This is a genomic window from Delftia tsuruhatensis NBRC 16741 (assembly GCF_001571325.1).
Taxonomy (GTDB): Bacteria; Pseudomonadota; Gammaproteobacteria; order Burkholderiales; family Burkholderiaceae_C; genus Comamonas; species Comamonas tsuruhatensis.
On sequence record NZ_BCTO01000010.1, the window covers coordinates 183918 to 203718 of the forward strand.

Annotated in this window: 16 protein-coding genes; 7 read left to right on the forward strand and 9 right to left on the reverse strand. The window is 66.2% G+C overall.

Annotated features, from left to right (window positions below; genetic code table 11):
• Positions 1-2: 2 nt before the first annotated feature.
• Positions 3-1085: a peptide chain release factor 1 gene (gene prfA, locus DTS01S_RS03930; RefSeq protein ID WP_016445657.1), complete on the reverse strand. Its 1083-nt coding sequence runs from the start codon at positions 1083-1085 to the stop codon at positions 3-5.
• A gap of 125 nt (positions 1086-1210) precedes the next feature.
• Complete coding sequence (hemA, locus tag DTS01S_RS03935; RefSeq protein ID WP_061287371.1) at positions 1211-2536, reverse strand: glutamyl-tRNA reductase; 1326 nt, start codon at positions 2534-2536, stop codon at positions 1211-1213.
• A gap of 72 nt (positions 2537-2608) precedes the next feature.
• Between hemA and DTS01S_RS03940 the strand changes: the two genes are divergently transcribed.
• Positions 2609-2884, forward strand: a complete 276-nt coding sequence (locus tag DTS01S_RS03940; protein ID WP_034364044.1) for a hypothetical protein — start codon at positions 2609-2611, stop codon at positions 2882-2884.
• A gap of 55 nt (positions 2885-2939) precedes the next feature.
• On the opposite strand, the gene DTS01S_RS03945 is transcribed toward DTS01S_RS03940, so the two are convergent.
• Complete coding sequence (locus DTS01S_RS03945; protein ID WP_016445660.1) at positions 2940-3863, reverse strand: LysR substrate-binding domain-containing protein; 924 nt, start codon at positions 3861-3863, stop codon at positions 2940-2942.
• A 140-nt stretch (positions 3864-4003) separates the two neighbouring features.
• Here DTS01S_RS03945 and DTS01S_RS03950 point away from each other — a divergent pair, with 140 nt between their 5' ends.
• Entirely contained in the window at positions 4004-4996 is a 993-nt protein-coding gene (locus DTS01S_RS03950; protein ID WP_016445661.1) for a tripartite tricarboxylate transporter substrate binding protein BugE, read from the forward strand.
• Entirely contained in the window at positions 4996-5901 is a 906-nt protein-coding gene (locus DTS01S_RS03955; protein WP_061287372.1) for an N-formylglutamate amidohydrolase, read from the forward strand. Before DTS01S_RS03950 ends, DTS01S_RS03955 begins: the two co-directional genes overlap by 1 nt.
• Here the strand turns inward: DTS01S_RS03955 and DTS01S_RS03960 are convergent.
• The 6 genes from DTS01S_RS03960 to ugpB form a co-directional block, all read right to left on the reverse strand.
• Positions 5898-8324, reverse strand: a complete 2427-nt coding sequence (locus DTS01S_RS03960) for a DUF3772 domain-containing protein (protein WP_061287373.1) — start codon at positions 8322-8324, stop codon at positions 5898-5900. The genes DTS01S_RS03955 and DTS01S_RS03960 overlap by 4 nt on opposite strands.
• A 150-nt stretch (positions 8325-8474) precedes the next feature.
• Positions 8475-9239, reverse strand: coding sequence for a glycerophosphodiester phosphodiesterase (gene ugpQ, locus DTS01S_RS03965; RefSeq protein WP_016445664.1), 765 nt, complete (start codon positions 9237-9239; stop codon positions 8475-8477).
• A 90-nt stretch (positions 9240-9329) separates the two neighbouring features.
• Positions 9330-10340 carry a sn-glycerol-3-phosphate ABC transporter ATP-binding protein UgpC gene (gene ugpC / locus DTS01S_RS03970; protein WP_034364052.1) on the reverse strand — a complete coding sequence of 337 codons (1011 nt, stop codon included), beginning with the start codon at positions 10338-10340 and terminating at the stop codon, positions 9330-9332.
• 85 nt (positions 10341-10425) lie between these two features.
• On the reverse strand, positions 10426-11274 hold the full coding sequence (gene ugpE / locus DTS01S_RS03975) for a sn-glycerol-3-phosphate ABC transporter permease UgpE (protein ID WP_016445666.1): 849 nt from the start codon (positions 11272-11274) through the stop codon (positions 10426-10428).
• Positions 11275-11276: 2 nt separating this feature from the next.
• Positions 11277-12158 carry a sn-glycerol-3-phosphate ABC transporter permease UgpA gene (gene ugpA, locus DTS01S_RS03980; protein ID WP_016445667.1) on the reverse strand — a complete coding sequence of 294 codons (882 nt, stop codon included), beginning with the start codon at positions 12156-12158 and terminating at the stop codon, positions 11277-11279.
• A gap of 123 nt (positions 12159-12281) precedes the next feature.
• On the reverse strand, positions 12282-13586 hold the full coding sequence (ugpB, locus tag DTS01S_RS03985; RefSeq protein ID WP_012207263.1) for a sn-glycerol-3-phosphate ABC transporter substrate-binding protein UgpB: 1305 nt from the start codon (positions 13584-13586) through the stop codon (positions 12282-12284).
• Between the two features lie 421 nt (positions 13587-14007).
• Between ugpB and DTS01S_RS03990 the strand changes: the two genes are divergently transcribed.
• The 4 genes from DTS01S_RS03990 to ubiE all read left to right on the forward strand — a co-directional run bounded on the left by DTS01S_RS03990 (position 14008) and on the right by ubiE (position 19781).
• Entirely contained in the window at positions 14008-17922 is a 3915-nt protein-coding gene (locus DTS01S_RS03990) for a DUF3683 domain-containing protein (protein ID WP_061287374.1), read from the forward strand.
• A complete protein-coding gene (locus DTS01S_RS03995; protein WP_017407144.1) occupies positions 17922-18377 on the forward strand; it encodes an HIT family protein in 456 nt (151 codons plus the stop codon). Before DTS01S_RS03990 ends, DTS01S_RS03995 begins: the two co-directional genes overlap by 1 nt.
• A 10-nt stretch (positions 18378-18387) precedes the next feature.
• Positions 18388-18810 (forward strand): gamma-butyrobetaine hydroxylase-like domain-containing protein, encoded by a 423-nt coding sequence (locus DTS01S_RS04000; RefSeq protein ID WP_016445670.1) that lies wholly within the window; start codon positions 18388-18390, stop codon positions 18808-18810.
• 239 nt (positions 18811-19049) lie between these two features.
• Positions 19050-19781, forward strand: coding sequence for a bifunctional demethylmenaquinone methyltransferase/2-methoxy-6-polyprenyl-1,4-benzoquinol methylase UbiE (gene ubiE, locus DTS01S_RS04005; RefSeq protein ID WP_012207259.1), 732 nt, complete (start codon positions 19050-19052; stop codon positions 19779-19781).
• Positions 19782-19801 lie beyond the last annotated feature (20 nt).

Below are 19801 nucleotides of genomic sequence, written 5' to 3' on the forward strand. Positions count from 1 at the left end.
CCTCAGCTGTTGACCTGCAGCTCGGCCAGCAGTTCGGCCTCGCGTGCGGCCTGCAGCGCGTCGAGCACGTCGCCCAGGTCGCCTTCCATCACGGCCAGCAGCTTGTAGATGGTGAGGTTGATGCGGTGGTCGGTGAGCCGGCCCTGGGGGAAGTTGTAGGTGCGGATGCGGTCGCTGCGGTCGCCGCTGCCGATCAGGCCCTTGCGCAGCGCGGCCTCCTTGGCCTCGCGCTCGCTGCGCTCCTTTTCCTGCAGGCGCGCCTGCAGCACCTGCAGGGCCTTGGCCTTGTTGCTGTGCTGGCTGCGGCCGTCCTGGCACTCGGCGACGATGCCCGTGGGCAGGTGGACCACGCGCACGGCCGAGTCGGTCTTGTTGATGTGCTGGCCTCCGGCGCCGCTGGCGCGGAAGGTGTCGATGCGCAGGTCGGCCGGGTTGAGCGTGATGGCCTGGGTTTCGTCAGGCTCGGGCATGACGGCCACGGTGCAGGCACTGGTGTGGATGCGGCCCTGGGTCTCGGTGGCAGGCACGCGCTGCACGCGGTGGCCACCGGATTCGAAGCGCAGGCGGCCATAGACGTCGGTGCCTTCCACGCGCAGCACCACTTCCTTGTAGCCGCCCAGCTCGCTTTCGTTGGCGCTCATGATCTCGACCTTCCAGCCCACGGCGTCGCAGTGGCGCGTGTACATGCGTGCCAGATCGCCTGCGAACAGGGCAGATTCATCGCCACCCGTGCCCGCGCGGATTTCCAGGTAGGCGTTGCGCGCGTCGTCGGGGTCCTTGGGCAGGAGCAGGCGCTGCAGTTCATCTTCCAGCTGCACCAGCTCGATCTCTGCGCCGGAGATTTCCTCGCGCGCCATTTCCTCCATGTCGGGATCGTCCAGCATGTCCCTGGCAGAGGCCAGATCGGCCTCGCGCTGGCGGTAGCGTGCATAGCGGCCGGCAATGGCCGTCACATCTGCATGCTCGCGCGAGATGGCACGGTACTGCTTCATGTCGCCCATGATGTCTTCGCGCGAGAGCAGGAAGTCGAGTTCTTCAAGGCGCTGGGCGTAGCGCTCCAGTTGTTGGCGCAGAAAGTCTTGCATGGTGTGAGGCGATGGTGCGAAGGGCTGCGCGGGGCAGCGCTGCGGCGGGGGAACGAGGTGGCCGGAAGTGGGCCGAGGCGCCAGAGACCCGCGGGCGCGCGGCTCTCTGAAGGGGGCGAGCGTCGCTAGAGCGCCTTGTCGGGAGTCGTGCCGCGCGGACCGCCTGGCGCGGAGCGCAGGAACAGGCGCGAGACCGTGTCCATGGTCTGGGTGCGCTGGTCGGCGTCACCCTTGTGCAGCTCGGCCAGGGTGCCGTGCAGCATTTTCTGCGTGAGGCCGCGCGACAGGGCCTCCAGCACGGTGTCTATGTCCTCGCCCTTGGCCAGCAGCTTCTTGGCCCGTGCAATCTCCAGCGCACGCCATTCGTCGGTCTGGGTGTTGAGCTGCCGGATCAGCGGGACGACGCCGGCCTGCGGGCGGCGCTGGTCCAGCCAGTGCATGAAACTTTGCACGCCGTGGTCGATGATGACTTCGGCCTGCTCGACCGCTGCCTGGCGCTGGGCCTGGCCCGTGCGCACCACCGTGGCCAGATCGTCCACGGTGTAGAGGTAGACGTCGCGCAGGTCCTTGACCTCGGATTCGATATCGCGGGGCACGGCCAGATCGACCATGAACATGGGCCGGTGCTTGCGCCTCTTGAGCGCGCTTTCGACGGCGCCCAGGCCGATGATGGGCAGGCTGGAGGCCGTGCAACTGATCACGGCATCGTATTCATGCAGATGCTCGGGCAAGTCGGCCAGCCGCATGGTGCCGGCGCCAAACTGGGCGGCCAGCTTTTCGCCGCGCTCCAGCGTGCGGTTGGCGATCATGATCTGCTTGGGGTGGCGGGCCGCGAAATGGGTGGAGACCAGCTCGATCATCTCGCCCGCGCCCACGAACAGCACGCGGATCTGGGAGAGGTCTTCGAACAGCTGGCCGGCCAGCCGCACGGCGGCAGCGGCCATGCTGATGCTGTGGGCACCGATTTCGGTGGAGCTGCGCACTTCCTTGGCCACCGCGAAGCTGCGCTGGAACAGCTGGTTCAGCGTGCTGCCCAGGGCGCCTGCGTTCTCTGCGGCGCGCACGGCATTCTTCATCTGGCCCAGGATCTGGGCCTCGCCCAGCACCATGGAATCGAGCCCGCTGGCCACGCGGAAGGCATGGCGCGCCACATGGCCGTCTTCCAGCAGATAGGAGTGCGAGCGCAGCAGTTCGGACGAGATGCCGCCGCTGTTGGCCAGCCAGTGCAGCGTATGGTCCATGGCCGGCATTTCGGCCGCGCAGTAGATCTCGGTACGGTTGCAGGTGGAGAGAATGGCGGTCTCTATCGCACTGTGCTGGCGGCCCGGGCCGGTCAGCGATTCGCGCAGACCCTGCAGCGTGGGCACGATCTGGTCGAGCGCGAACGCGAAACGTCCCCGCATATCAAGCGGAGCCGTGTGGTGGTTGATGCCGAGTGCCCAGACTGCCATAACCCGGGATTATAAAATTTCGCGCAGTTTCAGGCATCCCTGAACACAACACCCTGGAATCGGAGCCCGCACATGGGATGGATTGCGAGTACGAATCATTGGCTGAACTTCCTGGCGCCTGCACTTTTCCTGTCGCCGGCCCTGATGTTGTGCGCGCTTTTGATCTATGGGAAATCGCAGCAATCCATGGCCTGGTGGTCACAGGTTGCTATCAATTTAATTGTTGGTGCACTGGTGCTGCTGGCGGGGCTGTGGTGGTTCGGGCGCGATGCAAAGATGGCCACCTATGCTGCGCTGGTCGTGGTGATGGCGCTTTGCCAGTGGGTGTTTTCACGCGGCTGGCGCTGATGGCTGACAGCAAAGATTGATGCAGATCAACGGAAGAGGGCGTTTCTCCTGGCGATCAGGGGCCTGAGACTGCGGCTGGAGGCACGGCGCCCGGCGCGGCCTGCTCCAGCAGCCATTCGCGGAACTGCGCAAAGGCTTCGGAAGGTGCCCGCGTGGCGGGACGGCACAGAAAGTAGCCGCGTTCGATGTGGACGGGCGCAGGCAAGGCAAGGGCCACGCGGCCGGCGGCCAGGTCTTCCTCGACCAGGCAGCGCTGCACCAGGGCCACGCCCATGCCGGCGGCCACGGCCTGTACCAGCAGGGCCACCAGCTCGAAGTCGGCTGCCGGTGCGGGGCAGGGTCCGGGCAGGTTCAGGTGGGACATCCAGCGGGCCCAGTTGCCCGGATAGTTGGTGTGGAACAGCAGCGGGCGTGCTAGCACGTCCCGGGGGCTGCGGATGGGCCGCGGGCCCTGCAGTTCTCTCGGATGGCAGATGGGCACCAGATCGCGGCCCACCACATAGTCGGCCACCACATGGGCGGGCCAGGGCTCGCTGCCCACGCGCAGCCAGCCGTCTATCTCGGCGGCCGACAGCGGATCGTCGCGCCGATAGGGCGCGAACGACAGGGCGATGCCCGGATGCAGGGCGTTGAAGTGCGGCAGGCGCGGAATCAGCCAATGGCTGAACAGCGTGGGCACCACCGACAGGCGCAGTTGCGGGCCGAAGTGGCGCCTGCGTGCGGCCGCGGATGCCGATTCGATGGCGTGTACGGCGGGCTCCACGGCCTGCAGGTATTCGCGGCCGGCTTCGGTCAGCACGCTGCGCCGGCCCTGGCGCTCGAACAGCGCAAAGCCCAAGTGCTCTTCCAGCCGGGCGATGGCGCGGCTGATGCCGCCCTGGGTGACATACAGCTCCCGGGCCGCCAGCGAGTAGCTGCCCAGGCGCGCCGCCGCCGCGAAGGCGTGCAGCTCGGAAAGCGAGGGGGAGTGCATGCGCATGACGGGCGCAATTATGACGGTTGGTCATGGTTGCTTGCCGTCTTGTCTCTTTTCGCGCGTGCGGCGGCTGTCCAGAATCAGCGCCTGTTCCGCAGAGCCCGTGCTTTGCCGCCACCCCCAACCAAGATAGGAAACATCCCATGGCAATGCGCCGCACCCTGTTGTCCAGCCTGGCCGCCTGCGCCGCCACCGCTCTTCTGGCTCCCGCCGCTTGGGCCCAGGGCCCGGCGGCCGACTATCCCAGCCGTCCGATCCGCCTGGTCGTGCCGTTCGGAGCCGGTGGCTCCACCGACATGGTGGCGCGCCTGCTGGCCGAGAAGATGAGCGTGATCCTCGGCAAGTCCGTGGTGGTGGACAACCGCGGCGGGGCCGGCGGCTCCATCGGCGCTTCCGAAATCGCGCGTGCCGCGCCGGACGGCTACACCATCGGCATGGCCACGGTGAGCACGCACGGCTCCAACCCGGCGATCTTCCGCAAGCTGCCCTATGACCCGATCAAGGACTTCGCGCCCATCACCAATGTGATGTCGGTGCCCAGCGTGTTCGTGGTCAACGCCAGCGTGCCCGCCAAGACCATGAAGGAGTTCATCGCCCTGGCCAAGGCCAACCCGGGCAAGTACAGCTTTGCATCGCCGGGCACGGGTTCGCTGGGCCACGCCAATATCGAGAACTTCATGAACCTGGCGGGCATCGACCTGCTGCACATCCCCTACAAGGGCGCGGGCCAGGCCATCACCGATGCGCTGGGCGGCCAGGTCAATGCCATGACGGACAACCTGCCCTCCACGCTGCCTCACATCAAGGACGGCAAGCTGCGACCTCTGGCGGTGCTGGCCTTCAAGCGCGCCGATGTGCTGCCCGACGTGCCCACGTACACCGAGCTGGGCTTTGCGCAGATGGGCGATGGCGGCTGGTTCGGCCTGGTTGCGCCGGCCGGCACGCCGCGCCCCATCATCGACAAGCTCAATGCCGCCGCGCACAAGGCCATGGCCATGCCTGACTACCTGGAAAAGCAAAAATCCATCTCGGGCGAATCCATGGGCAACACGCCCGAGGAATTCGCCAAGCAGATCAAGGCCGCCATCGAGCGCTACACGGCCGTGGCCAAGCGCGCCAACATCAAGCTCGACTGATGGACCGCATGGCACAGTCGGATTTTCTGCGCCCCCGGCCGGACACCCCGGTCGTGGTGCATCCCGCCACCGGCGAGGTGCTGCCCATCGTCTGCGACTCGCCGCACAGCGGCACCTCCTATCCCGAGGATTTCGGCCATGCCGTGCCCATGTCCCTGCTGCGCCGTGGCGAGGACACGCATGTGGCCGCGCTCTGGGACCGGTGGCCCGCGCATGGCGCGACGCTGATCGAGGCCACCTTTCCGCGCACCTACATCGACCCCAACCGCAGCGAGGCCGACCTGGACCCGGCCCAGATCGACGGCCAGTGGCCCGTGCCCCTGGCGCCCAGCGTCAAGACGCGCCAGGGCCTGGGCCTGATCTGGCAGCGCATCAGCCGCGACGGCGTGGCAACGCCGCTGTATGACCGTCCGCGCACGGTGGCCGAGGTGGAGCACCGCATCGCGCGCTACTGGCGCCCCTACCATGCGGCGCTGGCGCAGGCCATCAATGGCAGCGTGCAGCGCTTTGGCGGCGTCTGGCACCTGAACCTGCACTCCATGCCCAACGATGTCTACAAGCGCCTGGGCCGTACCGACGCGCCGCCGCTGGCCGACTTTGTGCTGGGCGACCGCGACGGCACGACCTGCGCGCCCGAGTTCATCCAGCTGGTGGGCGAGACGTTGGCGGGCTTTGGCTATAGCGTGGCCTACAACGAGCCCTACAAGGGCGTGGAGCTGATCGGGCGCATAGGCCAGCCGCACCTGGGCCGGCACAGCCTGCAGATCGAGATCCGCCGCCCGGTCTACATGGACGAGGACACGCGCGAGCCCAATGCGGGATTCGAGCCGCTGCGCGGCCATCTGCGTGAACTGATGGCCGTGGTCGCGGCGCATGTGCGATCGGAAATGGCAAGGCGCGGCTAGCCCGGGCTGGCCGGATCACCGGGCATGGTCGGCGTGCCCGGCGTGCTCGGCGTACCTGTCACCACGGGTGCCGCCACCGAGGTGGTGGCCGGTGGTGACAGGTACAGGCCTGCGCCCTTGAGCGAGGCCAGGATGCTGAACAGAACATCGCTGCGCACGCCACCCGCATTGCGCGGATTGCCGACGTAGCCGATGGCCAGGAAGGTCAGCGTGCCGTTGGCGATGCCTTCGAGCTGCACCAGGGGCTCGGGCGTGTCCAGGATGCCTTCATGCGCGCGAAAGGCTTCCAGGATCAGGGTGCGCATGCGCTCGGCATCGGTGTCCAGCGGTGCGGGAAGGCGCAGCAGCACCCGCCCGGGCGCGCCGGCCAGCGTCATGTTGCGCACGGTCTTGGTGATGAATTCCGAGTTGGGCACGATGACGGTGGAGCGGTCGCCCAGCTGGATCTCGGTCGCGCGCACGTTGACGCGGCGCACGTCGCCCTCGGTATCGCCCAGCACCACCCAGTCGCCCACCTTGACGGGCCGCTCGGCCAGCAGGATCAGGCCCGAGATGAAGTTCTGCACGATGGCCTGCAGGCCGAAGCCAATGCCCACCGACAGCGCGCTGGCCACCCAGGCGATGCGCTCCACGCTGATGCCCAGCCCCGCCAGCGCCACAGCCACCACGAAGATGCCGCCCACATAGCCCAGCAGCGTGGTGATGGAGCTGCGCATGCCAGGCTCCAGCGAGGTGTTGGGGAAGTAGCGGTCCGTCAGCCAGCGCTTGATCACGCGGATCACGATCAGGCCCGTGACGATCACGGCGAATGCGGTGAACAGGGCCTGCGGCGCCATGGTGAAGTCGCCCACCTTGAGGCTGTGGTTCACCGTGCTGCCGCGGCGAAACACCTCGTCCGGCCCCGTGCCCAGCGGGGCCAGCAAGGCGATCACCATGTAGAACAGCAGGGCCACGCGCAACAGTCCCGAGACCAGGACCGAGGCCTGGTCCAGCAGCCGGCCCTCGATGCCCAGGCCCTGGTTCAGCCGGGTGCCGAAGCTGCCCTTGGACGACAGAAGGGCCTCGCACAGATCGTCGCCGAGCTGGAACAGCAGGTAGGTGGTGGCAAAGACCACGCCGGTCCACACCATCTGGCGTGCCAGCGTGCCGGCAAGCGCCACATAGCCGGTCACGGCCAGTGCAATGGTGGCAATGCTGGCCACCGCCGCGCAGGCCACGAGCAGTCCCACCCACAAGGGCCGGGGCGGCGCGGGCTCCGCCTGGGCGCCGTCTTCCTGCGCCACTGGCGCCGGCGCGCGCAGATGCCGCAGGGCCAGCATGACCACGGCCGAAATCAGCAGGGCCGACAGGGCGTGCACCGTGACCTCGGCGGCCAGGCTGGCGCCGATGATGGCGTTGACCTCGGTCACCAGGCCGTTGATCGCGGCACCTGCCGCAATCCACCAGGGGTAGGGGCTGAGCCGCTCGGCCAGCTCGTCCGACACGCCGGGCAGGCGCCATGAGCTGCGCTTGCGCGACAGCAGGGTCTGGCCCAGCGACACCACGAAGGCGCCGAACAGCGTGACCTGCACGCTGGCCTTGGCCAGCGCGTCCAGCGATTCGCTGAAGCCATCGCCGGCCTTGAGCACGCTCCAGGCCAGCTGCGCCGCCAGGCCGATCAGCAGCGTGTTGATCACCACCGTGGCTGCCGCGCGCAGCGAGCGGCGCAGGCGGCCGCTGGGCAGGCGTGCGGGCGCGGCGCGCACCAGCAGGCGCTCGGCCAGCCAGGGGCCGAGCAGGGCGATCAGCAAGGCAGCGGCCAGGCTGGCGATAAAGCCGCCCCGGCGATCGGAGGCCAAGGTGGAGCTCACCGATTGGCGCAGCTCGCGCCCCAGCCCCTGCAGGCGCGCCGCGTCCAGGGGCGCGGCGGTGCTCAGATTGCGCCAGAAGGGGCGGCCCAGCGGTGAATCGGTGCGGGCCGTCAGCGCGGCCTGGAATTGTTCGCGGCGCTGGCGTATCAGCTCGTTGCCGCGCTGGTCGGCATCGACCGACACCAGCCGCGCGAGTTTGAGTTCGGAATCCACGGCACTGCGTTGCTTGGCCAGGCTGGCGCGCTGCTCGGCCACATCGGGCGCATCGGCGGGGGCGCCTTTTTCGGGCGCCGGTCCCAGGCCGGCCAGGCGCGAATCGATATCGGCCAGTTCCTCGGTGCGGCGGGCCGCCACCTGGTCGGCTGCCGTGCCAATGGCTGCAGCCTCGTCCAGCAGCTTGCGGCCGTCATCGTCCTCGGCCAGCTTGCGGGGAATGGCGTCCAGCTGCTTGCGCAGATCGTCTACGCTGGGAAGGGCGGGCCGGCCGTCTTCTGCGGTCGCGCCCGCGGCTGTGGCGCCGTCCTGGGCCTGGGCCGGGCCGGGTGCAGACAGGAGCAGCATCGCCAGAGCCATCAGCCAGATGGCCAGGCATGGGCGAAGGGCCTGTGCCCACGTGGGGCGCTGCGGAAGAGGGCTGCAGGGCGGTGTCATGGACGCACATTGTGCGGCGGGCCGCTGCAGCGGTTGTTTCCAAAGGTCCGGCCCCGCCAGCCGGCAGCCGTCTCAGCGCGATGCGGGACTGAACATATCGACACGGTCGGTGATGACGCCGTCCGTGCCCAGGTCGATCAGGCGCTGTGCGGCCCATTCGTCGTTGACCGTGTAGCTGCTGCAGCGCAGGCCCGCGCCATGCACCTTGGCGACCAGGGCTGCATCCCACAGCGCGTGGTTGAGCACCATGGCTGCGCAGCCCAATTCCAGCGCGGTGCGCAGGTCGGCGTCGCCCGTGGCGTCTGCCAGCCTGTCCACCAGCAGGCCGCGCGGAATGTGGGGCGCCGTGTCGCGTGCGCCCTTGAGGGCATCGGTCTTGAACGAGGTGAACAGCGGCGGGACCCGGTCCTGGGGCCAGATGCGGTTCATCAGCTCGCCCGTGGCGCGGCCCGTGGCCTCTTCCTGGCCGGGCGTGGGCTTGATCTCCACGTTCAGGAAAAAGTGGTTGGCCAGGCACCAGCGCGCCAGGGCTTCCAGCGTAGGCAGGGCCTCGCCCGCATATGCGCGCGAGTGCCAGCTGCCGGCGTCGAGCTGGGCGATCTCGCCCATGGACAGGTCGCCACCCGTGCCGTGGCCGTTGGTGGTGCGCTCCAGCGTGGCGTCGTGCATCAGGAACAGCACGCCGTCGGCAGACAGCTTGGCATCGCACTCGAACATGCGATAGCCGTGCGCGGCGCCCAGGCGGAAAGCGGCCATGGTGTTTTCGGGCGCCAGCTTGCCGGCGCCACGGTGGGCCACCCACAGGGGGTAGGGCCAGGATTTCAGGTTCTCGGTCATGGCGAGTCCGTCAAAAGAAGGGAGATTGGATGGAAAAAGAGAGCCTCTGGGGCTCTCTTGGAAAAGGTCGGAGAGCCGGCCTTCAGGGGATCAGATCCGCTTGCCGCTTTCTGCGTCGAACCAGTGCAGGCGACGCTCTTCGGAAGGACGCACGCGCATGGTCTCGCCGGACTTGGGGAAGGGCGCGCCTTCGTCGATGCGTACCGTCATCGTCTCGCCATTGAGCGAACCATAGACCAGGCGCTCGGCGCCCAGCATTTCCACGGTGTCCACCTTGATTTCCCAGCCGCCTTCGTTGACGACGACCAGGTGCTCGGGGCGGATGCCCAGGATGCGGCCGGTCGTGCCGCCGGGCGCGTTCTTGAGCAGGTTCATCGGGGGCGAGCCGATGAAGCTGGCCACGAAGGTGGAGGCGGGCGTGTGGTAGACCTCTTCGGGCGTGCCGAACTGCTCCATCACGCCGCCGTTCATGACGATCATGCGCTGGGCCAGGGTCATGGCCTCGACCTGGTCGTGGGTCACGAACAGGCTGGTGATGCCCAGCTCGGCGTGCAGCTTCTGGATCTCGATGCGGGTCTGGCCGCGCAGCTTGGCGTCCAGGTTGGACAGCGGCTCGTCGAACAGGAAGACCTTGGGCTGGCGCACGATGGCACGGCCCATGGCCACGCGCTGGCGCTGGCCGCCCGACAGCTGGCGCGGCTTGCGGTCCAGCAGGTGCGACAGCTCCAGGATCTTGGCGGCCTTGTCCACGCGGCGCTTGATCTCCTCGGGCGGCACCTTGGCGATCTTCAGGCCGTAGGCCATGTTCTCGTAGTTCGACATATGCGGGTACAGCGCATAGTTCTGGAACACCATGGCGATGTCGCGCTTGGCCGGTTCCACGTCGTTGACGACCTTGTCGCCGATCAGCAGCTGGCCGTCGGAGATCTCTTCCAGGCCCGCCACCATGCGCAGCAGGGTGGACTTGCCGCAGCCCGAAGGGCCGACGATGACGACGAACTCGCCGTCCTGGATTTCGGCGTTGACGCCGTGCAGTACCTGGTTGGCCGACGGGCCGTGGCCGTAGCGCTTGATCAGGTTGCGAAAGGAAATGGATGCCATACGAAGATTCTGGTTGAGTCGCAGAGCGAAGGGCGCTGGCGCTTGCTCTGCGGGGTTCTATACGGTGGGTGGGGCGGTGGACGGCTTACTTTTCGGTGTCCACCAGGCCCTTGACGAACCAGCGCTGCATCAGGATCACCACGGCAGCGGGCGGCAGCATGGCCAGCAGGGCCGTCGCCATCACCACGTTCCAGTCGTTGCCGGTATCGCCGCTGGCCACCATGCGCTTGATGCCGATGACCACGGGGTACATGTCTTCCGAGGTGGTCACGAGCAGCGGCCACAGGTACTGGTTCCAGCCGTAGATGAACTGGATCACGAACAGCGCCGCGATCGAGGTCTTGGACAGAGGCACCAGCACATCCTTGAAGAAGCGCATGGGGCCGGCGCCATCGATGCGGGCGGCCTCCACCAGCTCGTCCGGCACCGTCAGGAAGAACTGGCGGAACAGGAAGGTGGCCGTGGCCGAGGCGATCAGCGGAATCGTCAGGCCGGCGTAGCTGTTGAGCATGCCCAGCGTGGAGACGACTTCGTAGGTGGGGCCGATGCGCACTTCCACGGGCAGCATCAGGGTCACGAAGATCAGCCAGAAGCAGATCTTCTTGAACGGGAAGCGGAAGTACACCAGTGCGAAGGCCGACAGCAGCGAGATCGCGATCTTGCCCACGGTGATCACCATGGCCGAGACGAAGCTGATCCACATCATGCGTGCCACGGGCGCGCTGGAGCCAGGGCCCGAGCCGCCGAACAGCGCGGCCTTGTAGGTTTCCCAGAAGTTGCTGCCGGGCACCAGGGGCATGGGCACCTGGATGATGTCCTGCGGCGTGTGCGTGGAGGCCACGAAGGCCAGGTACAGCGGAAAGCCGACGATCAACACGCCCAGCACCATGATCAGGTGCGAGAAAAAGGTCAGAAGAGGACTGCGTTCAACCATGATCAGTACTGCACTTTCTTCTCAACATAGCGGAACTGGATCACGGTGAGTGCAACCACGATCACCATCAGCACGACGGATTGGGCAGCCGAGCCGCTCATGTCCATGGCCTTGAAGCCATCGTGATAGACCTTGTAGACCAGGATGGAGGTGTCCTGGCCCGGACCGCCCTGGGTCGTGGCGTCCACGATGCCGAAGGTGTCGAAGAAGGCATAGACCACGTTCATCACCAGCAGGAAGAAGGTGGTGGGCGACAGCAGCGGGAACTGGATGTCCCAGAAGCGGCGCATGGGGCCCGCGCCGTCGATGGCGGCGGCCTCGATCAGCGACTTGGGGATGGACTGCAGGCCCGCAAGGAAGAACAGGAAATTGTAGGAGATCTGCTTCCAGATCGCGGCGATGACGATCAGCGTCATGGCGTTGCCGGAGTTCAGCAGGTGGTTCCAGTCATAGCCGATCATGCGCAGCGCATAGGCCACGACGCCGATGGACGGCGAGAACATGAACACCCACAGCACGCCTGCCACGGCGGGCGCCACCGCATAGGGCAGCAGCAAGGCGGTCTTGTAGGCGAGCGCACCCTTGATCACGCGGTCCGCAAAAATGGCCAGCATCAGCGACAGCGCGATGCCGAACACCGCCACCAGCAGGGAAAAGATGGCCGTGGTCTTGAACGAGGCCAGGTAGGCAGGGTCATCCAGCAGATGCTGGAAGTTGGCGAAGCCCACCCATTCGGTGGAAAAGCCAAACGTATCCTGCGCCTGGAAAGACTGCACGATGGCCTGGCCTGCGGGCCAGAAAAAGAAGACCAGCACGATGACCATCTGTGGTGCTATCAGCAACCACGGCAGCCAGGCGGATCGAAAAAGAACGCGTTTTTCCATGACGGAACTCGGTAGAACAAAACAGCCCGCAAACCGGATGGCCGTGGGGCCGCCGGTTGCGGGCCTGTGATGCACGGTGCGGGCTGCCTGCGCAGCGGCCACACCGCAGATCACATGGGAGGATTACTTGTTGGCCCGGGCGAAGCGGCCCAGTTGCTCGTTGCCACGGGTGACAGCGGTGTCCAGTGCCTGCTGGGGAGTCTTCTTGCCGGTCCAGATCTGTTCGGTTTCCTCATCGATGATGGTGCGGATCTGAACGAAGTTGCCCAGGCGGATGCCGCGCGACTTGTCGGTGGTCTTGCGGATCATCTGCGTCACGGCGGTGTCGGTGCCGGGATGCTTTTCGTAGAAGCCCGAAGCCTCGGTCAGCTTGTACGCAGCGGTGGTCACGGGCAGGTAGCCGGTGCGCTGGTGGCTGGCGGCCTGGATCTTGGTGTTGTTCAGGAAGTTGAAGAAGTCAGCCACGCCCTTGTAGCGTTCGGCGCTCTTGCCAGCCATCACCCACAGGGAAGCACCGCCGATGGCCGTGTTCTGGGGGGCGCCCTTCACATCGGCGTAGTAGGGCAGCTGCGACTGGCCGAAGGCGAACTTGCCTTCCTTGACCACGCGGGCGTACAGGCCGGAGGAGCCCGTGATCATCGCGCACTCGCCGGAAGCGAAGGCGGCGTCGGGCACGTTGCCGCGGCCCTTGTAGACGAAGCTGCCGTCCTTGGCGGCCTTGGCCAGGTTCTCGAAGTGCTTGACGTGCAGCGGCGAGTTGAACACCAGCTTGGCATCGGTGCCGTCAAAGCCGTTGTTCTTGGTCGCGTACAGGGTGTTGTGCCACAGCGAGAAGCTCTCCAGCTGGGTCCAGCTCATCCAGCTCGTGGTCAGTGCGCAGCGGTGGCCCGAGGCCTTGAGCTTTTCAGCGGCGGCGAACACTTCGGGCCAGGTCTTGGGCGGCTTGTTCTCGTCCAGGCCCGCCTTCTTGAAGGCGTCCTTGTTGTAGTAGAAGATGGTGGTCGAGCTGTTGAGCGGGTAGCTCATCATCTGGCCGTTGGGGGCGGTGTAGTAGCCGGCCACGGCGGAGATGTACTCGCCCTGGTCGAACTTGAAGCCGCCGTCGTTCATGACCTTGGTGACCGGAACCACGGCACCCTTGGAGGCCATCATGGTGGCCGTGCCCACTTCGAAGACCTGCAGGATGTCAGGTGCATTGCCGGCGCGGAACGCGGCGATGGCAGCTGTCATGGACTCGTCATACTGGCCCTTGTAGGTCGGCACGATCTTGTACTGGGTCTGGCTGGCGTTGTACTCCTTGGCCAGGTCGTTCACCCAGTCGCCCAGGGCCGCGCTCATCGAGTGCCACCACTGGATTTCGGTTTGGGCTTGTGCCGAGATGGTGGTGGCCGCGATCGCGGCCGCCATGGCCAGTTGCTTCAGTTGCATGAGGACTCCTCTAGTTCGGTGACGGTTTCAGACCGCTGCCACGGTAAGGCAGGGGCATGACATGTCTGTGTCATTGTTTTCGGATGCTTCTTACCGCACTACAGGCCAAACCCGGTGAGCCGCTGGTCCCGTATGTCAGTCGTGTGACAAAAAATGACACGCGAAGCGGCGCTATTTTAGGTCAATACCATTTCGTTTCAAAAGCACGGGTTGTTCGTATTGGCTCGTTTGTGCTCTTTCTGTATGAGGCCTGTTCGCCGGGGCGTGTCTGCCCCGTGGTGTTGGCGAGGGCTGGCGTCTCAGGGCAAGACGGCGAGCAGCCCAGAGCCCCGTAGGAAGCGGGCCTTCGAGGGGCTCGCTTAAAATTGCGCTCCCACTTGGCTTAGCGGCGCCCCTAGAGCGCCAGACACGGTCTACCCCCATGAATGTACCGATTGCGTTGGCGGCCCTGCAGGCACAGGCAGCCGAACCTGCACGTCTGCGAGAGATTCCCTACAACTACACCTCGTTTTCCGATCGCGAGATCGTGATCCGCCTGCTGGGTACTTCCATGTGGGATGTGCTCAACCAGCTGCGCCAGGAGCGGCGCACGGGCCGCTCAGCCCGCATGCTCTACGAGGTGCTGGGGGACATCTGGGTCGTCCAGCGCAATCCCTACCTGCAGGACGACCTGCTGCACAGCCCCGATCGCCGCAAGGCGCTGGTGGAGGCCCTGGAGCACCGCCTGGGCGAGATCGACAAGCGCCGTGCTCCGCAGCAGGACCCCGTGCGCGATGCGCTGGTGGGCCAGCTGGTGGATGCGGCGCGCCGCGCCGTGCATGAGTTCAACGCCACCTTCGTCGAGGCCGAGCAACTGCGCCGCCGGGTGCAAAAGAGCCTGGGCCGCCACACGGCCAAGGACAACATCAAGTTCGACGGCCTGTCGCGCGTGGCCCATGTGACGGACGCCACCGACTGGCGCGTCGAGTATCCCTTCGTCGTGCTCACCCCCGATACCGAAGCCGAGATGGCCGCCCTGGTGCGTGCCTGCATCGAGCTGCGCCTGACCATCATTCCGCGCGGCGGCGGCACGGGCTACACGGGCGGCGCGATCCCGCTGACCTGGCGCAGCGTGGTGATCAACACCGAAAAGCTCGAGGCCATGACGGAGGTGGAGATGCGCCGCATCCCCGGCGTGGACCACGAGGTGCCCACCATCTTCACCGAGGCCGGAGTGGTCACGCAGCGCGTGGCCGATGCGGCCGAGCGCGCGGGCTTCGTCTTCGCCGTGGACCCCACATCGGCCGAGGCCTCGTGCATCGGCGGCAACGTCGCCATGAATGCGGGCGGCAAGAAGGCCGTGCTCTGGGGCACGGCGCTGGACAACCTGGTGTCCTGGCGCATGGTCACGCCCGATGCGCAGTGGCTGGAAGTCACGCGCGTGGGCCACAACCTCGGCAAGATCCATGACGCCGAGATGGCCAGCTTCGAGCTGCAGTACTTCGAGGCCGACGGCAAGACCCTCATCCGCAGCGAGCGGCTGGACATTCCCGGCCAGAAATTCCGCAAGGAAGGCCTGGGCAAGGACGTGACCGACAAGTTCCTGTCGGGCCTGCCCGGCATCCAGAAGGAAGGCTGCGACGGCCTGATCACCAGCGCGCGCTGGGTGGTGCACCGCATGCCCGAGCACACGCGCACGGTCTGCATGGAGTTCTTCGGCAACGCCAAGGACGCCGTGCCCAGCATCGTCGAGATCAAGGACTTCATGTTCGCCGAGCAAAAGCGCTCGGGCGTTCTGCTGGCCGGCCTGGAGCATCTGGACGACCGCTACCTGAAGGCCGTGGGCTACGCCACCAAGAGCAAGAAGGGCAACGGCCATCTGCCCAAGATGGTGCTGCTGGGCGACATTGCCGGCGACAACGCCGACGATGTGGCCCGCGTGGCCGCCGAGGTGGTGCGCATCGCCAACTCGCGCAACGGTGAAGGCTTCACCGCCGTCAGCGCCGAGGCGCGCAAGAAATTCTGGCTGGACCGCAAGCGCACGGCCGCCATCTCGCGCCACACCAACGCCTTCAAGATCAACGAAGACGTGGTGATCCCGCTGCCCCGCATGTGGGAGTACACGGACGGCATCGAGCGCATCAACATCGAACTGTCGCTGCGCAACAAGCTCAAGCTGTGCGACGCGTTGACGGACTTCTTCCAGCACGGCGACCTGCCCCTGGGCAAGCAGGACGATGCGGGCGACATCCCTTCGGCCGAACTGCTGGAGGACCGCGTGCAGCAGGCCCTGGCCCTGGTGGCCGATGTGCGCACGCTGTGGCAGGGCTGGCTGGACAACGTGGAAAACCTCTTCCAGCAACTGCAGGATCACACGCTGCGCGCGAGCTGGAAGACCCAGCTGAAGGCGCCCATGGCCCAGATCTTCGCGGGCGCGGCCTTCCAGCCGCTGCTGGCCGAAGTCAATGCCATTCACCAGCGCGTGCTCAAGGGCCGTGTCTGGGTGGCGCTGCACATGCACGCCGGCGACGGCAACGTGCACACCAACATTCCGGTCAACAGCGACGACTACGAGATGCTGCAGACCGCCCATGAGGCCGTGGCGCGCATCATGGTGCTGGCCCGCCATCTGGACGGGGTGATCTCGGGCGAGCACGGCATCGGCATCACCAAGCTGGAATTCCTCAGCGACGACGAACTGGCGCCCTTTGCCGCCTACAAGCAGCGCGTGGACCCCGAAGGCCGCTTCAACAAGGGCAAGCTGATCCGCAACGAGAAGCTGCAGGCCGTGGTGGGCCAGAGCCATGACGGCCGCTCGCCGCGCGAATCGCTGATGTTCGCCGACCTGACCAACGCCTACACGCCCAGCTTCGGCCTGATGGGGCACGAGTCGCTGATCATGCAGCAAAGCGACATCGGCGCCATTGCCGACTCGGTCAAGGACTGCCTGCGCTGCGGCAAGTGCAAGCCCGTGTGCGCCACCCATGTGCCGCGCGCCAACCTGCTGTACAGCCCGCGCAACAAGATCCTGGCGACCTCGCTGCTGGTCGAAGCCTTTCTGTACGAGGAGCAGACGCGCCGCGGTGTGTCGCTGCGCCACTGGCAGGAGTTCGAGGACGTGTCGGACCACTGCACGGTCTGCCACAAGTGCTTCAACCCCTGCCCGGTGAAGATCGACTTCGGCGACGTGACCATGAACATGCGCAATCTGCTGCGCAAGATGGACAAGAAGAGCTTCCGGCCCGGCAACAAGCTGGCCATGGCCATGCTCAACGCCACCAATCCGGACACCATCAAGTTCATGCGTTCGGCCATGGTCGGCGTGGGCTTCAAGGCCCAGCGCCTGGCCTCCGACGTGCTCCACAGCCTGGCCAGGAAGCAGACCCAGCATCCGCCGGCCTCGGTGGGGCGCGCGCCGCTCAAGGAGCAGGTGATCCACTTCGTCAACAAGAAGCTGCCGGGCGGCCTGCCCAACAAGACGGCGCGTGCCCTGCTGGACATCGAGGACAAGGACTACGTGCCCATCATCCGCAGCCCGCAGACCACGAACGCGGACACCGAGGCGGTGTTCTACTTCCCCGGCTGCGGCTCCGAGCGCCTGTTCAGCCAGGTGGGCCTGGCCACGCAGGCCATGCTCTGGCATGCCGGCGTGCAGACCGTGCTGCCACCGGGCTACCTGTGCTGCGGCTATCCCCAGCGCGGCAGCGGCCAGTTCGACAAGGCCGAGAAGATGATCACGGACAACCGCGTGCTCTTCCACCGCGTCGCCACCACGCTCAACTACCTGGACATCAAGACCGTGGTGGTCAGCTGCGGCACCTGCTACGACCAATTGCAGGGCTACGAGTTCGGCAAGATTTTCCCGGGCAGCCGCATCATCGACATCCACGAGTACCTGCTGGAAAAGGGCGTGACGCTGCAGGGCAAGGAGGGCTACCTCTACCACGACCCCTGCCACTCGCCCATGAAGCTGCAGGACCCCATGAAGACCGTCAAGGCCCTGGTCGGCGACGGCGTGATCAAGAGCGAGCGCTGCTGCGGCGAATCGGGCACGCTGGGCGTCACGCGCCCCGACATCTCCACGCAGATCCGCTTCCGCAAGGAAGAGGAACTCAAAAAGGGCGAGGCCGCGCTGCGCGCCAGCGGCGCCCTGGCCGAGAAGGACAACGTGAAGATCCTCACCAGCTGCCCCAGCTGCCTGCAGGGCCTGTCGCGCTACGGCGGCGACATGAACAACGGCCTGCTGGAGGCCGACTACATCGTGGTCGAGATGGCGCGCCAGATCCTGGGCGAGAACTGGATGGCCGAATATGTTCAGCGCGCCAACGCCGGCGGCATCGAACGGGTTCTGGTCTGATGGCTGCTTCCGCTTCCTGCCCCCTGTGCGCCACAGAAGGCGGCCTGCCCGTCTGGCGCGGCCGGCGCCTGCGAGTGATCCGCGCCCAGGAAGAGGGCTTCCCGGCCTTCTACCGCGTGGTCTGGAATGCGCATGTGGCCGAGTTCTCCGACCTGGATGCCGCCGACCGCCAGCACTGCATGGATGCCGTGGTCGTGGTCGAGCGCGTCTTGCGTGAGCGCCTTGCGCCGGCCAAGATCAACCTGGCGGCGCTGGGCAACATGGTGCCGCACCTGCACTGGCATGTGGTTGCGCGTTTCGAATGGGACAGCCATTTTCCGGGCTCGGTCTGGGCTGCTGCCCAGCGCCCGCGCAATGGCGAGCGCGAGGCCGAGGTGGCAGCGCGCTTGCCAGCCATTGACACGGCGCTGTCGCAGGCACTCGATGCCTGGCAGCAGCACCCCGCCACTGAATGAGGAGCACCGCATGGCCGGCCTGACCCCTGACACCCCAACTCCCGAAGCCCTGACCGTGCACGGCGCATCGCGCGTGCTGGAAGTGGCCTATTCCGACGGCGCAAGCTTTCGCATTCCCTTCGAGTTGCTGCGCGTGTACTCCCCCTCGGCCGAGGTGCAAGGCCATGGCCCGGGCCAGGAAGTGCTGCAGACCGGCAAGCGCGACGTGGCCATCACGGCCATCGAGCCCGTGGGCAACTACGCCATCAAGCCTTTCTTCAGCGACGGGCATGAAAGCGGCCTGTACACCTGGGAATACCTCTACGAACTGGGCCGCCGCCAGGACGAGTTCTGGACCCAGTACCTGGACCGCCTGCAGGAATCCGGCATGGACCGCGACACCCCCATGCCCGGCAAGGCCGGCGGCGGCGGGCACGGCTGCGGCAGCCACTGACGCAGTACGCACGCAGGGGCCGGGGCGCGGCGTCTGCCGCGCCGTTCCCACAGCGCCACATTCAGGACCTTTGCACAGCACAGGGTTATTGGGGGTGGTGCTATATTAAAAATAGCTTGAAAGTCTTTGTTTGAAGGCGTTTCAAGCTGTTTGTTCTTGATAACCCTTGCCCGGCAAAGCCCGTGGCCACACGGGGTTGTCGCTGTACGCATTACTACTGCTTGCTTAGCATCGTTGTTATGAGCACCACACATTTCGGATTCCAGTCGGTGGACGAGCGCGAGAAGGCCAGCCGCGTGCGCGGCGTGTTCGACTCGGTCGCTTCGCGCTACGACGTCATGAACGACCTGATGTCGGGTGGTCTGCACCGTGCCTGGAAGGCCTATACGGTGATGGTGGCCAATCTCAAGGAAGGCGACAAGGCGCTGGACATCGCGGGCGGCACGGGCGATCTGGCCCTGGCCTTCGCCAAGAAGGTCGGCTCCACCGGCCAGGTGGTGCACACCGACATCAACGAAGCCATGCTGCGCGTAGGCCGGGACCGGCTGATCAACAAGGGCGTGATCCTGCCCACCATGGTCTGCGATGCCGAGGCCCTGCCGTTTCCGGACAACCATTTCGATCTGGTCAGCGTGGCCTTCGGCCTGCGCAACATGACGCACAAGGATGCGGCGCTCAAGGAAATGAACCGCGTCCTGCGCCCCGGCGGCAAGCTGCTGGTGCTGGAATTCTCCAAGGTGGCCAAGCCCCTGGAGAAAGCCTACGACTGGTACTCCTTCAAGATTCTTCCGGCCATGGGCAAGCTCGTGGCGGGCGATGACGCCAGCTACCGCTATCTGGCCGAGTCCATCCGCATGCACCCCGGCCAGGAAGATCTCAAGCGCCTGATGCAGGAATGCGGCTTCGGCCATGTGGACTATCACAACATGACGGGCGGCATTGCCGCGCTGCATGTGGGAATCAAGTGCTGAGCGCGTGAGGTGCTCGGTGA

Coding starts and splice junctions, on each gene's coding strand:
- prfA (WP_016445657.1), bottom strand. CDS start 1,085: ATGCAAGACTTTCTGCGCCAACAACTGGAGCGCTACGCCCAGCGCCTT.
- hemA (WP_061287371.1), bottom strand. CDS start 2,536: ATGGCAGTCTGGGCACTCGGCATCAACCACCACACGGCTCCGCTTGAT.
- DTS01S_RS03940 (WP_034364044.1), top strand. CDS start 2,609: ATGGGATGGATTGCGAGTACGAATCATTGGCTGAACTTCCTGGCGCCT.
- DTS01S_RS03945 (WP_016445660.1), bottom strand. CDS start 3,863: ATGCGCATGCACTCCCCCTCGCTTTCCGAGCTGCACGCCTTCGCGGCG.
- DTS01S_RS03950 (WP_016445661.1), top strand. CDS start 4,004: ATGGCAATGCGCCGCACCCTGTTGTCCAGCCTGGCCGCCTGCGCCGCC.
- DTS01S_RS03955 (WP_061287372.1), top strand. CDS start 4,996: ATGGACCGCATGGCACAGTCGGATTTTCTGCGCCCCCGGCCGGACACC.
- DTS01S_RS03960 (WP_061287373.1), bottom strand. CDS start 8,324: ATGGCTCTGGCGATGCTGCTCCTGTCTGCACCCGGCCCGGCCCAGGCC.
- ugpQ (WP_016445664.1), bottom strand. CDS start 9,239: ATGACCGAGAACCTGAAATCCTGGCCCTACCCCCTGTGGGTGGCCCAC.
- ugpC (WP_034364052.1), bottom strand. CDS start 10,340: ATGGCATCCATTTCCTTTCGCAACCTGATCAAGCGCTACGGCCACGGC.
- ugpE (WP_016445666.1), bottom strand. CDS start 11,274: ATGGTTGAACGCAGTCCTCTTCTGACCTTTTTCTCGCACCTGATCATG.
- ugpA (WP_016445667.1), bottom strand. CDS start 12,158: ATGGAAAAACGCGTTCTTTTTCGATCCGCCTGGCTGCCGTGGTTGCTG.
- ugpB (WP_012207263.1), bottom strand. CDS start 13,586: ATGCAACTGAAGCAACTGGCCATGGCGGCCGCGATCGCGGCCACCACC.
- DTS01S_RS03990 (WP_061287374.1), top strand. CDS start 14,008: ATGAATGTACCGATTGCGTTGGCGGCCCTGCAGGCACAGGCAGCCGAA.
- DTS01S_RS03995 (WP_017407144.1), top strand. CDS start 17,922: ATGGCTGCTTCCGCTTCCTGCCCCCTGTGCGCCACAGAAGGCGGCCTG.
- DTS01S_RS04000 (WP_016445670.1), top strand. CDS start 18,388: ATGGCCGGCCTGACCCCTGACACCCCAACTCCCGAAGCCCTGACCGTG.
- ubiE (WP_012207259.1), top strand. CDS start 19,050: ATGAGCACCACACATTTCGGATTCCAGTCGGTGGACGAGCGCGAGAAG.